General features: G+C 54.6%; 10 protein-coding genes. 4 read left to right on the plus strand and 6 right to left on the minus strand.

Annotated features, from left to right (window positions below):
* Positions 1 to 12 precede the first annotated feature (12 nt).
* From ldtD to L463_RS10890, 3 genes are all read left to right on the plus strand, one after another.
* On the plus strand, positions 13 to 1,836 hold the full coding sequence (gene ldtD, locus L463_RS10900) for a L,D-transpeptidase (RefSeq protein WP_015570960.1): 1,824 nt from the start codon (positions 13 to 15) through the stop codon (positions 1,834 to 1,836).
* A 175-nt stretch (positions 1,837 to 2,011) separates the two neighbouring features.
* On the plus strand, positions 2,012 to 2,563 hold the full coding sequence (locus L463_RS10895) for a peptidoglycan L,D-endopeptidase MepK (RefSeq protein ID WP_003858202.1): 552 nt from the start codon (positions 2,012 to 2,014) through the stop codon (positions 2,561 to 2,563).
* Positions 2,564 to 2,583: 20 nt separating this feature from the next.
* On the plus strand, positions 2,584 to 3,231 hold the full coding sequence (locus L463_RS10890) for an MBL fold metallo-hydrolase (RefSeq protein ID WP_015570958.1): 648 nt from the start codon (positions 2,584 to 2,586) through the stop codon (positions 3,229 to 3,231).
* Positions 3,232 to 3,284: 53 nt separating this feature from the next.
* Here the strand turns inward: L463_RS10890 and L463_RS10885 are convergent, their stop codons facing one another.
* From L463_RS10885 to pncB, 4 genes are all read right to left on the minus strand, one after another.
* Positions 3,285 to 4,475, minus strand: a complete 1,191-nt coding sequence (locus L463_RS10885) for an amino acid aminotransferase (protein ID WP_017384820.1) — start codon at positions 4,473 to 4,475, stop codon at positions 3,285 to 3,287.
* A gap of 184 nt (positions 4,476 to 4,659) precedes the next feature.
* Positions 4,660 to 5,718: a porin OmpF gene (gene ompF / locus L463_RS10880; RefSeq protein ID WP_017384819.1), complete on the minus strand. Its 1,059-nt coding sequence runs from the start codon at positions 5,716 to 5,718 to the stop codon at positions 4,660 to 4,662.
* Positions 5,719 to 6,324: 606 nt separating this feature from the next.
* Positions 6,325 to 7,725, minus strand: a complete 1,401-nt coding sequence (asnS, locus tag L463_RS10875) for an asparagine--tRNA ligase (RefSeq protein WP_015570955.1) — start codon at positions 7,723 to 7,725, stop codon at positions 6,325 to 6,327.
* Between the two features lie 168 nt (positions 7,726 to 7,893).
* Complete coding sequence (gene pncB / locus L463_RS10870) at positions 7,894 to 9,096, minus strand: nicotinate phosphoribosyltransferase (RefSeq protein ID WP_015570954.1); 1,203 nt, start codon at positions 9,094 to 9,096, stop codon at positions 7,894 to 7,896.
* Between the two features lie 254 nt (positions 9,097 to 9,350).
* Here pncB and pepN point away from each other — a divergent pair, with 254 nt between their 5' ends.
* Entirely contained in the window at positions 9,351 to 11,963 is a 2,613-nt protein-coding gene (gene pepN, locus L463_RS10865) for an aminopeptidase N (RefSeq protein ID WP_032673176.1), read from the plus strand.
* A gap of 100 nt (positions 11,964 to 12,063) precedes the next feature.
* Here pepN and ssuB read toward each other — a convergent pair whose 3' ends face one another.
* Both ssuB and ssuC read right to left on the minus strand, forming a co-directional pair.
* On the minus strand, positions 12,064 to 12,834 hold the full coding sequence (gene ssuB, locus L463_RS10860) for an aliphatic sulfonates ABC transporter ATP-binding protein (RefSeq protein WP_015570909.1): 771 nt from the start codon (positions 12,832 to 12,834) through the stop codon (positions 12,064 to 12,066).
* A complete protein-coding gene (ssuC, locus tag L463_RS10855; protein WP_003858185.1) occupies positions 12,831 to 13,622 on the minus strand; it encodes an aliphatic sulfonate ABC transporter permease SsuC in 792 nt (263 codons plus the stop codon). Before ssuC ends, ssuB begins: the two co-directional genes overlap by 4 nt.
* Positions 13,623 to 13,624 lie beyond the last annotated feature (2 nt).

Raw genomic sequence — 13,624 nt, forward strand, 5'->3', positions numbered from 1 at the left:
AGGGGGCAAGGGATGTTGCTTAAGAAAAATCGTGGTCGTCAGCTGTCTGCGCTGAGTTTGTGCCTGACAGTGATGTTTGCTCCACTGTTTACCGCTCAGGCCGATGAGCCTGAAATTGTACCGACTGACAGCTCCGCGACGATGGGCGCGCAGCCGACGTCGCTGTCACAACCGCTGGATCAGTCTCCGGCGACGGCCATCATGGCCGGCATTAAACCGCTGCCGGAAGGCATCGATACTGAATCATTACGCCAGCAGCTTATGACCGGCCTGCCCTCGGGCTATACTCCCGCTTATATTAACCAGCTCACGCTGCTTTACGCTGCGCGCGATATGAAACCGATGTGGGAAAATCGCGAGGCGGTACGAGCCTTCCAGCAGCAGCTGGCTGAAGTGGCGATTGCAGGCTTTCAGCCGCAGTTCACGACCTGGGTTGAGCTCCTGACCGACCCTGCCGTTTCCGGACAGGCGCGTGACGTGGTGCTGTCTGATGCCATGATGGGCTACTTACAGTTTGTGGCGGGGATTTCGGTGAACGGCAACCGCTGGTTATACAGCAGTAAACCGTACAAGCTGGCGACGCCTGCGCTGTCCGTCATTAATCAGTGGCAGCTGTCGCTGGATAACGGCGAACTGCCGCGCTTTATCGCAAGCCTTGCGCCTGCCCATCCGCAATATGCCACGATGCATCAGTCGCTTCTTGAGCTGGTTGCGGATTCCCGCCCGTGGCCTCAGCTGCGTGGCACCACAACGCTGCGTCCGGGGCAGTGGAGCAGCGATGTGCCTGCGATCCGCGAAATTATGAAACGCTCCGGCATTCTTGACAGCGGCCCTAAAATTGCTCTGCCCGGTGACGAGACGCAAAATGCGGTCGTCAGCCCGTCGGCGCCGGTAAAAGAGAAAACGGCCGTTGCGTTGAGCAATAAGCCCGCCGCTTACGATCGCGAGCTGGTCGCCGCAGTGAAGCAGTTCCAGGCCGCGCAGGGGCTTGGCGCTGACGGCGTGATTGGTCCATCTACTCGCGACTGGCTGAACGTCTCTCCGGCCCAGCGGGCAGGGGTGCTGGCGTTGAATATCCAGCGCTTGCGCTTGCTGCCGGGCACGTTATCCACCGGCATTATGGTCAACATTCCGGCGTACTCCCTGGTCTACTATCAGGACGGTAGCGAAGTGCTGGCGTCCCGCGTGATTGTCGGCCGACCTGACCGTAAAACGCCAATGATGAGCAGCGCGCTGAATAACGTGGTGGTTAACCCGCCGTGGAACGTGCCGCCGACGCTGGCGCGCAAAGATATCCTGCCTAAGGTCTGGAATGACCCGGGTTATCTGGAGCGACACAACTATACGGTGATGCGGGGCTGGAACAGCAAAGAAGCGATTGATCCCTGGATGGTCGACTGGTCAACGATTACGCCTTCGAACCTGCCGTTCCGTTTCCAGCAGGCACCGGGCGCACATAACTCGCTGGGACGTTACAAATTCAATATGCCAAGTTCGGACGCTATCTACCTGCATGATACCCCGAACCATAATCTGTTCCAGAAAGACGCTCGCGCGCTCAGCTCGGGCTGCGTTCGCGTGAATAAGGCCTCGGAGCTGGCGAATATGCTGTTGCAGGATGCAGGCTGGAACGATACGCGGATATCAGATGCCCTGAAGCAGGGGGATACGCGTTACGTCAATATCCGTCACAATATCCCGGTCAATCTTTACTATCTGACGGCGTTTGTAGGCGCGGACGGACGCACCCAGTATCGTACAGATATTTACAATTATGATCTGACAGCGCGATCCGGCGCACAAATTTTGCCAAAAGCGGAACAATTAATCAGGTAAATGAAGTAGTTCGGTAAAAATGATTGTCGTAAGTTATGGTGAATATGAGGCGATCTGGCTGCAAGCCGCGTATTCACTGGGGTTGGGCGCCTTGACGTAGCAGGCTTTGCCAGTTATGGTGCCCTTCGTGCGCTAAGCATATTGACAATTTCTTTTACCTGTAGACCTGATTATCATGGACAAATTTGACGCTAATCGCCGCAAATTGCTGGCGTTAGGTGGCGTTGCGCTGGGCGCAGCAGCCATCCTTCCGACGCCAGCATTTGCCACCCTCTCGACACCTCGTCCGCGTATTTTAACGCTCAACAATCTGCATACTGGTGAGACGCTTAAAGCGGAATTTTTCGATGGCAGAGGCTATATTCAGGATGAATTAGCAAGACTCAACCATTTTTTCCGTGATTTCCGCGCGAATAAAATCAAAGCCATCGACCCTGGATTATTCGATCAGCTTTACCGCTTGCAGGGACTGCTGGGAACCAAAAGGCCGGTGCAACTCATTTCTGGCTATCGCTCTCTGGATACCAACAATGAACTGCGCGCCCACAGCCGTGGGGTAGCGAAAAAAAGCTATCACACCAAAGGGCAGGCGATGGATTTCCATATTGAAGGCGTTTCGTTAGCCAATATTCGCAAAGCGGCGTTATCTATGCGCGCAGGTGGTGTAGGATACTACCCACGTAGCAACTTTGTGCATATTGATACCGGGCCGGTTCGGCACTGGTAATAACGAAACACAGGAGCAGTATGAACTATCGTATTATTCCGGTTACCGCGTTCTCACAGAACTGTTCATTGATCTGGTGTGAACAAACTAAACTGGCCGCGCTTGTTGATCCCGGTGGCGACGCTGAGACAATCAAGCAGGAAGTCGCTGCCAGCGGTGTAACGCTGATGCAGATTTTACTCACCCATGGCCATCTCGACCATGTGGGTGCAGCGGCAGAACTGGCTGAACACTACGGTGTGCCGATTATCGGCCCGGAAAAAGAAGATGAGTTCTGGCTTCAGGGGCTACCTGCCCAAAGCCGTATGTTTGGTCTGGATGAGTGTCAGCCACTGACACCGGACCGCTGGCTGAACGAAGGCGATCGCGTTAACGTAGGGAATGTAACTTTACAGGTGTTGCATTGCCCCGGGCATACGCCCGGCCATATTGTCTTCTTTGATGACGTGTCGCGCCTGCTGATTTCCGGTGACGTGATTTTCAAAGGGGGCGTAGGACGCAGTGATTTCCCACGCGGCGATCACGGTCAGCTGATTCAGTCGATTAAGCAGAAGTTATTGCCGTTAGGTGATGATGTGACGTTTATCCCTGGACACGGACCGATGTCGACGCTGGGCGATGAGCGGTTGCATAACCCGTTCCTTCAGGATGAAATGCCTGTCTGGTAAACCCGGTAAAATAAAAAAGCCTGCGCGATGCAGGCTTTTTTTATGGGTGCAGGTTACAGCACCGCGACAATGGCTTCGCACAGCGGCGCCATGTTGTCAGGCGTCATACCTGCAACGTTCACGCGGCCAGAGGCAACGGCATACACGCCAAACTCTTCACGCAGGCGCAGCACCTGCTCTTTGGTCAGGCCGCTGAAGGAGAACATGCCGTTCTGCTTGATGATGAAGCTGAAGTCACGGTCAGCGCCTTTCTCAGCCAGCGTGTTCACAAACAGCAGACGCATGCGCTGAATGCGCTGACGCATATCGTTCAGCTCTTGTTCCCAGATTGCGCGCAGCGCATCGTTGCTCAGGATCGTCGCGACCACAGACGCACCGTGTGCCGGTGGGTTAGAGTAGTTAGCGCGGATCACGGACTTCATCTGGCTGAATGCGCGATCGACGGTTGCTTCGTCAGCAGCCACCAGCGTACAGGCGCCGACACGCTCGTTATACAGACCAAAGTTCTTGGAATAGGAGCTTGCGACAATCAGCTCCTGATGCACGGCGGCGAATGCGCGCAGACCTTCTGCATCTTCTTCCAGACCACGGGCAAAGCCCTGGTAAGCGAAGTCGAACAGCGGCAGCCAGCCTTTTTCAACGGACAGCTTAGCCAGCTGTTCCCACTGCTCAAGCGTAGGATCGATACCGGTTGGGTTATGGCAGCAGCCGTGGAACAGCACCACATCGCCCGCCTGGGCTTCGCTCAGGCTGGCCAGTAGACCGTCGAAATCCAGCGCGTGGTTTGCCGCGTCGTAGTAGGCGTATTCACGCACTTCCAGACCCGCAGAATTAAAAACGCTCTTGTGGTTCGGCCAGCTTGGATTGCTTACCCACACACGCTTCACAGAGGTGTTTTTCGCCAGGAAATCTGCCGCCACGCGCAGTGCGCCGGTACCGCCTGGGGTCTGCGCCGTGCGGGCGCGTTTTTCGCTCACAATGGTGCTGCCTTTGCCGAACAGCAGCTCCTGGGTGCAGCGACCAAATTCAGGGATACCATCAATACCGAGGTAGTTTTTGGTGGTTTCGTTTTCCAGCAGATACTGCTCAGCTTTTTTGACGCTGGTCAGTACCGGAGTTTTGCCGGTTTCATCTTTATATACACCAATACCCAGGTTGATTTTGCCAGGGCGGTCGTCGGCACGAAACAGATCGGCCAGGCCCAGAATTGGGTCGGCAGGAGCGGCAGTAATGTTCTCAAACATGACGAAGTTCCATTGTGATTACAGAAGTGAAATCCGCTATCAGGTTAACGGTAGATTTACAAAATGCCAACCGTTTGCGACGAAAAGCGTGCGGCTTTTCAAAAGTCGCTATTATTTTCTCTCAGGAATAAAAAAACAGGGCCGAAGCCCTGTTCATTAAGCATATAACAACGAGGTGTGCTGATTAGAACTGGTAAACCAGACCCAGAGCCACGATATCGTCGTTGTTGATGCCCAGCTTGTTGTCGTCTTTCAGCTGGTTGATCTGATAGTCAACATAGGTAGACATGTTTTTGTTGAAGTAGTATGTCGCACCAACGTCGATGTAGTTGATGTAGTCTTCGTCACCGATACCTTCTACGTCTTTCGCTTTAGATTTGTAGTAAGCGATGGATGGACGCAGACCGAAGTCGAACTGGTACTGAGCGACGACAGAGAAGTCCTGAGACTTGTTAGCGAAACCACGGCTGCCCAGACGCGCTGCGTTACGCATCTCGCCATAAATAGCTGCCAGGTAGATGTTGTTCGCGTCATATTTCAGGCCGGTTGCCCACTGTTCAGCTTTGTCACCTTTACCCCATTCCAGCGTCTGCTGGTTGTTGGTACGGTCAGCTGCACCATAAGCACCCACAATGCCGAAACCGTCGAAATCATAGCTCAGAGAGGTTGCCCAGCCGTCACCGTTGGAACGTACTGCATCATCACGTTCATTTTTGCCCAGGTACTGAACACCAAAGTTCAGACCGTCAACCAGGCCGAAGAAGTTGCTGTTACGGTAAGTCGCCAGACCACCCGTACGGCCTGCGAAGAAGTTATCGCTCGCGCCGGTGTCGCCGCCGAACTCAGGCAGCATATCGGTGATGCCGATTGCGTCATAGACCAGACCGTAGTTACGACCGTAGTCGAAGGAGCCTGCGTCACCAAATTTCAGACCTGCGAATGCCAGACGGGTTTTGTTGCCGTTCTGTGCATCGCCACCTTCAGAGTTGTTACCCTGGAAGTTGTATTCCCACTGACCGTAGCCAGTCAGCTGATCGTTGATCTGAGTTTCACCTTTGAAGCCCAGACGCGCGTAAGTGTTGTCGCCATCGTTGCCCGCGTAATCAGAGAAGTAATGCAGGCCAACTGCTTTCCCGTAAAGATCTAATTTGTTGCCGTCTTTGTTATAGATTTCAGCAGCGTTTGCTGCACCGGCTACCAGCAGGGCAGGGACTACCACTGCCAGGATATTGCGCTTCATCATTATTTATTACCCTCATTGGTTTTTTTATGACACTCGCCACTGCCGCCAATAAATTCTGTCAATAAATATTTCCGGAACTATTGATGAGAGTTAGGTGTCTTTATGTGTCTGACAGGCATCTTTCCATTCATAGAACCGTTTCGCTACACTGAAAGTGCTACAATCTTCAAGATTAAGTTACCAAAAGAAAATATGTGTAACTAAATATGTATTTTTGGGAACTTTGTGAAGCACCTCAAATTTCAGTGCCGCCTGGCGAATTAAACATCCGCTTTATTCTTATATATATGATTTCCTTATGTTTAATTTAGCTAAAGGCCTTTCGTATAAACAGAAGTTAAACGGCTCATTTTTTCTTATGATCGACAAAAGCCATCCAGATGGCTGTGAAATTGATTGTTTTTTATGCTAATGCGTAAGAATTGTTTTAAGCGCAATAAGAATGGGGATATTTTTTTGTCTCAGGATATTTCGTGGAAACAAAACGTAACAGGTAGAGGTAATAGCGGGGTTGTGGTTTAAAGACGCTTACTTCTGACTGACGAAAACTGACATTGCAGGATAAAATAATGGCCAGCATTTGCTGGCCATTAATGATTTGGTCGGTTAGAAACTTGCGTTACGCGGTGTGCGTGGGAACGGAATCACATCACGTACGTTCTGAACACCTGTTACGTAAGCAATCAGACGTTCGAAGCCCAGGCCAAAGCCGGAGTGTGGAACGGTGCCGTAGCGACGGAGATCGCGATACCAGCTGTAGTCCGCCGGGTTAAGGCCCATCTCCTGCATACGCGCGTCCAGCACATCCAGGCGCTCTTCACGCTGGGAGCCACCGATGATCTCACCGATGCCCGGCGCGAGGACATCCATCGCGGCAACGGTTTTACCGTCTTCGTTAAGGCGCATATAGAACGCCTTAATGTCTTTCGGATAGTTTTTTACCACAACCGGTGCTTTAAAGTGCTTCTCTGCCAGATAACGTTCGTGCTCGGAGGAGAGATCCACGCCCCAGTAAACCGGGTTTTCGAATTTCTCGCCGCATTTTTCCAGGATAGCGACCGCGTCGGTGTAATCCACCTGCGCGAAGTCTGCGGAGACGAAGCGCTCAAGACGGGCGATGGCGTCGTTATCGACACGCTCAGCGAAGAATTTCATGTCGTCTGCACGCTCTTCGAGAACGGCTTTAAACACGTATTTCAGCATCGCTTCTGCCAGGGCTGCCGCGTCATTTAGATCGGCAAAGGCCACTTCCGGCTCCAGCATCCAGAATTCCGCCAGGTGACGGCTGGTGTTGGAGTTTTCCGCACGGAAGGTTGGGCCGAAGGTGTAGATCTTAGACAGCGCACAGGCGTAGGTTTCACCGTTGAGCTGGCCGGAAACCGTCAGGAAGGCTTCTTTACCAAAGAAGTCTTTGTCGTAATCGACTTTACCTTCCGGCGTACGCGGCAGGTTTTCCATATCCAGCGTTGAAACGCGGAACATTTCACCTGCGCCTTCGGTATCGGAAGCCGTGATCAGCGGAGTAGAAACCCAGAAGTAACCCTGCTCGTCAAAGAAACGATGCAGCGCCTGCGCCAGCGTATGACGCACGCGGGCAACCGCACCAATCAGGTTGGTGCGCGGACGCAGGTGCGCGACTTCACGCAGATATTCGATGCTGTGACGCTTCGCAGCCATCGGGTAGGTGTCCGGATCTTCAACCCAGCCGGTCACTTCCACCGAGGTCGCCTGAATTTCGTAGCTCTGACCCTGGCCCGGAGAGGCCACCACAACACCGGTGACGATCACGGAACAGCCGGTTGTCAGGTGCAGAACGTCATCATTGTAATTGGGCAGAGAATTATTAATGACGGCCTGTACAGGATCAAAGCAGGAACCGTCATAGACGGCGAGGAAGGAGATGCCAGCTTTAGAATCTCGGCGAGTACGCACCCATCCGCGCACGGTGACCTCCTGGTCAACGGCGACACGGCCCTGGAGTACGTCGGCTACAGGCACAACGCTCATAATATTCTCTCTGTTAATAGTCGGAAAAAATAAACACTTGTCCGCCCTTATAGGGGGAATATCTATGTTACCTGCCATCCGCTATCAGACAAGTAAATTTCACCGTCTTAAGAGAAGAAATAAGAAATTAATAAGAGAAGGGGAGCCATGAAGGCTCCCCCGAAGCCGTTAGCTGGCTTTTTTAACCTGAGGCAGATCGAAGGCTTTACGTAATGCGCGGACAAACGCTTTGTCATGGCAGATGGTTTTGCCCGGACTGTCGGAGAGCTTCGCGACCGGCTTACCGTTACATTCCACCAGTTTTATGACGATGTTCAGCGGTTTCACCTGAGGAATATCACAGGTTAACCGCGTACCAATCCCGAAACTCAGGTTCACCCGCGATGAGAAATGGCGATAAAGGTCGACGGCTTTCGCCAGGTCAAGGTTATCGGAGAAGACCAGCACCTTACTCATGGGGTCGATGCCCAGTTTTTCGTAATGGGCGATGGCTTTCTCACCCCATTCAACCGGGTCCCCGGAATCATGGCGCAAACCCTGGTAGCGTTCGGCAAACTCAGGGCCAAAGTCGCGCAGGAACGCGTCCATGGTAATGCAGTCGGTAAGGGCAATACCCAGCCGATCCGGGTATTCCTCTAGCCACGCGGCGAGGGCGGCGCGCTGGCTGTTGGCAAGGTCAGGGCTGATCTGCTGGTGCGCCTGGAACCATTCGTGCGCCTGGGTGCCCATAGGCGTTAAATCAAGGCGACGTGCCAGATCGTAGTTACTGGTGCCAACGAACCACGGCTCCTGTTGCAGACGTCTGACAATGGCTTCCTGAACCTCGCGAGAGAAGCGGCGGCGCGTGCCAAAGTCCATCAGACGGAATCGGGACATATCCAGCCCTTCGGTCAGTCTGGAAAACTCAACGAGTTTATTCTCCAGAGCGGCAACCGCCTGCGTCACACCGGTTTCAGGGGAGCGATAGCGGTGGGCCAGCTCGCTGATCACGGCCAGAAGCGGCACTTCCCACATGATCACCTCACGCCACGGGCCGGTCAGACGAATGTCCAGCTTGCCGTTATCATTGGTGACGGTGACCTGTTCCGGGTTATAGCGGAACTCACGCAGCCAGTTCAGATAATCCGCTTTAAAGAAAGGCAGGCCTGAAAGCCACTGATATTCGTCATCGGTGAGCGCCAGATGCTGCATGGCCTCGACCTGTTCACGAATGGAATCTGCGTAGATACCCAGCAAGTCGTCACCCCGGCAGCGAAATTCCGCCGCAACATGGACATCATGATAGTGGTGAAACACGGCTTGCTGCATATGCAGCTTGTACGCGTCGGTATCCAGCAACGTATGCAGAACCGGAGAAGCGAATTGAGTCATAGGTGCGCTGTAGCATCCTCTCACGGGAGCGTTTAGTACAATAAACAACTCCGGAGTATACCCTGTTTAGTGATTTATTGAACCCCGATCACAACATAAGCACACTTTATGGTCGAGAGCATTTCGTGCCCCGTGTTATAAAAATGTAGCTAAAAAGGGCGTTGTGCCTGAAAAGATGAACATTCTGCATAGCGCGTTTTACACAACAGGAATATATTGAATCGTTACTCGACAAACGATGCATAAGGTTTTCTATGACACAACAGCCACAAGCTAAATACCGCCACGACTATCGTGCGCCGGAATACCTGATAAGCGATATCGATCTGACTTTCGACCTGGATGCCACAAAAACCGTGGTGACGGCGGTAAGCCAGGTGACGCGCCAGAGCGCGACAGCCGTGCCGCTGCGTCTGGATGGTGAAGACCTGACGCTGGTTTCCCTGCATATTAACGATGAAGCCTGGTCAGACTATAAAGAAGAAGGCAACCAGCTGGTCATCGACAACCTGCCGGAACGCTTTACCCTGCGCATCGTGAATGAAATTAGCCCTGCCGCCAATACCGCGCTGGAAGGACTTTACCAGTCAGGCGTAGCCCTGTGTACCCAGTGTGAAGCCGAAGGTTTCCGCCACATTACCTGGTATCTGGATCGCCCGGACGTCCTGGCGCGCTTTACCACCAAAATTATTGCCGACAAAACGCTGTACCCGTACCTGCTTTCCAACGGCAACCGGATTGGTGAAGGGGAACTGGAGAATGGCCGTCACTGGGTACAGTGGCAGGATCCGTTCCCGAAACCCTGCTATCTGTTTGCGCTGGTGGCGGGAGATTTCGATGTCCTGCGCGACACCTTTAAAACGCGCTCTGGCCGTGAAGTCGCGCTGGAGCTGTTCGTGGACCGTGGCAACCTTGACCGCGCACCGTGGGCAATGACCTCCCTCATCAACTCCATGAAGTGGGATGAAACGCGCTTTGGCCTCGAATATGACCTCGACATCTATATGATCGTTGCGGTCGATTTCTTCAACATGGGCGCGATGGAGAATAAAGGTCTTAACATCTTTAACTCTAAATACGTGCTGGCGCGTACCGATACCGCCACGGATAAAGATTACCTCGATATCGAACGCGTTATCGGCCACGAATATTTCCATAACTGGACCGGGAACCGCGTCACCTGTCGCGACTGGTTCCAGCTGAGCCTGAAAGAGGGCTTAACCGTCTTCCGCGATCAGGAGTTCAGCTCCGATCTGGGATCGCGGGCGGTGAACCGCATCAACAACGTGCGCACCATGCGTGGTCTGCAATTTGCAGAAGATGCCAGCCCAATGGCGCACCCGATCCGCCCGGATAAAGTCATTGAGATGAATAACTTCTACACCCTGACGGTGTATGAAAAAGGCGCTGAAATTATCCGTATGATCCACACCCTGCTGGGCGAAGAGAATTTCCAGAAAGGGATGCAGCTTTACTTTGAGCGTCACGACGGCAGTGCGGCCACCTGCGACGATTTCGTCCAGGCGATGGAGGACGCCTCTAACGTCGATTTGTCTCATTTCCGCCGCTGGTACAGCCAGGCCGGTACGCCGATCGTGACGGTCAAAGACGACTACAACCCGGAAACCGAGCAGTACACGCTGACCATCAGCCAGCGCACGCCGCCAACGGCCGAGCAGGAAGAGAAACATCCGCTGCACATTCCGTTCAGCGTTGAGCTATACGACAACGAAGGCAACGTGATCCCGTTACAGAAGGGCGGCCACCCGGTGCATAACGTGCTGAACGTGACCCAGACAGAGCAGACCTTTATCTTCGATAACGTCTATTTCCAGCCCGTTCCTGCCCTGCTGTGCGAGTTCTCCGCGCCGGTGAAACTCGAATACAAGTGGAGCGATCAGCAGCTGACGTTCCTGATGCGTCACGCGCGCAACGATTTCTCGCGCTGGGATGCCGCACAAAGTCTGCTGGCGACCTACATCAAGCTGAACGTCAACCGTTACCAGCAGGGCCAGCCGCTGACGCTGCCGGTTCATGTGGCAGACGCGTTCCGTGCCATCCTGCTGGATGAGAACATTGATCCGGCGCTGGCGGCTGAAATTTTAACGCTGCCTTCTGCGACTGAAATCGCCGAGCTGTTTGACATCATCGACCCGATTGCCATCGTCGCCGTGCGTGAAGCGCTGACCCGCACGCTGGCGACCGAACTGGCAGATGAGTTCCTCGCCATTTACAACGCCAACAAGCTGGACGCGTATCGGGTGGAACATGCGGATATCGGTAAACGTTCCCTGCGCAATACCTGCCTGCGCTATCTGGCGTTTGGTGAGGCAGAGCTGGCGAACACGCTGGTCAGCAAGCAGTACCACGAAGCCGATAACATGACGGATGCCCTGGCCGCGCTGGCCGCAAGCGTTGCCGCCGAGCTACCGTGCCGCGATGCGCTGATGCAGGAGTACGACGACAAGTGGCATCAGGATGGTCTGGTGATGGACAAGTGGTTCATCCTTCAGGCCACCAGCCCGGCAGCCGATGTACTCAGCAAAGTACGCAGCCTGCTGAAGCACCGTTCGTTCACCATGAGCAACCCGAACCGCGTCCGCTCTCTGATTGGTGCCTTCGCCAGCAGCAACCCGGCCGCGTTCCATGCCGAAGACGGCAGCGGTTATCAGTTCATGGTTGAAATGCTGACCGAGCTGAACAGCCGTAACCCGCAGGTGGCGTCTCGTCTGATTGAGCCGCTGATCCGCCTGAAACGTTACGATGCGCAGCGTCAGGCGAAAATGCGCGCCGCGCTTGAGCAGCTGAAAGGGCTGGAAAATCTGTCTGGCGATCTGTACGAGAAGATTGCTAAGGCGCTGGCCTGATGTAAAAAAGCCCGGTGGCGCTACGCTTACCGGGCCTACGTGGGGTCGCGGGGCATCGGTTTTCTCCCTCTCCCTGTGGGAGAGGGCCGGGGTGAGGGCATCAGGCATTAGCCTTTATCCGCTGAATCTCCGCTTCCCCACGTTTCATCACCCGATCCAGTACTTCGGCTTCCAGCTCCGCCAGTCTGGCCGATCCCACGCGGCGAGGACGTGGAATATCTACCGTCAGATCCAGACCAATTTTGCCCTCTTCTATTAACAGCACCCTGTCTGCCATTGCCACGGCTTCACTGACATCATGCGTCACCAGCAGTACCGTAAAGCCGTGCGTCTGCCAGAGGGTTTCAATCAGATCCTGCATCTCGATCCGCGTCAGGGCATCAAGCGCGCCGAGCGGTTCATCGAGCAGCAACAGGCCGGGACGGTGAATCAGCGCGCGTGCCAGCGCTACGCGCTGCTTTTGTCCACCCGACAGGGCCGCAGGCCACTCTCCCGCGCGATTCTCCAGCCCTACCGCAGCGAGTGCCTGCCGGGCGTCCTCCCGCCAGCTGCCCTTCAGGCCCAGCCCGACGTTATCCATCACCGTTTTCCACGGCAGCAGACGCGCGTCCTGAAACATCATGCGCGTATCATCCTGAATCGTGGCCAGCGGCGTAGTGCCTGCCAGAATGTCACCGCTGTTTGGCGCTTCCAGCCCGGCTAAAAGACGCAGCAGGGTACTCTTGCCGCCACCGCTGCGGCCGACAACGGCCACAAACTGTCCGGCAGGAATATGCAGATCCAGTGCATTCAGAATGGTGTTGTCGCCGTAGCGTTTGGTCACGCCGTTCAGCAGTAACGGTGTTCCCTGGTTCAGTCGTGCAGTATTCATGCTTTCGCCTCCTGAGCGGTGTAGGCCGGGTTCCAGCGCAGCCAGCTACGTTCCAGCCACTGGGCGCTGACGTCCGCAAGTTTGCCGAGCAGGGCATAAAGGATAATGGCAACCACCACCACGTCCGTTTGCAGGAACTCGCGGGCGTTCATCGCCAGATAACCAATGCCGGAGTTAGCCGAAATGGTTTCCGCCACGATCAGGGTTAGCCACATCAGGCCGAGCGCAAAACGCACCCCAACCATAATGGAGGGCAGGGCGCCCGGCAGGATCACATGGGTAAACAGGGCAAAACCTGACAGGCCATAGCTGCGGGCCATCTCCACCAGACCGCGATCGATATTACGGATCCCATGCCAGGTATTGATATAAATCGGGAATAACGTTCCCAGCGCCACGAGGAAAATTTTGGCGCTCTCATCAATGCCAAACCACAGGATAACCAGCGGAATAAGCGCCAGATGCGGCACGTTGCGCAGCATCTGAACGGAGGTATCCAGTAGCCGCTCACCCCAGCGTGACAGGCCGCTGATCAGCCCCAGCGTCAGGCCGATGCTTCCGCCAATCGAAAAGCCAATTACCGCGCGCCAGGAGCTGATGGCAAGATGTTGCCACAGCTCACCGCTGGCGCTTAGCGACCAGAACGCTTCCACAACGCCCTCCGGAGAGGGCAAAATGCGGCTCGACAGCCAGCCAGTTGAAGACGCCAGTTGCCAGACGAGGACAATGCCGACGGGCAGAAACCACGGCGCGGCGCGCAGCAGCCATTTTTGTGCGGTTGCAGACATGG

Origin of the sequence: Enterobacter sp. BIDMC 27 (assembly GCF_000534415.1) — a bacterium.
GTDB lineage: Bacteria > Pseudomonadota > Gammaproteobacteria > Enterobacterales > Enterobacteriaceae > Enterobacter > Enterobacter hormaechei_C.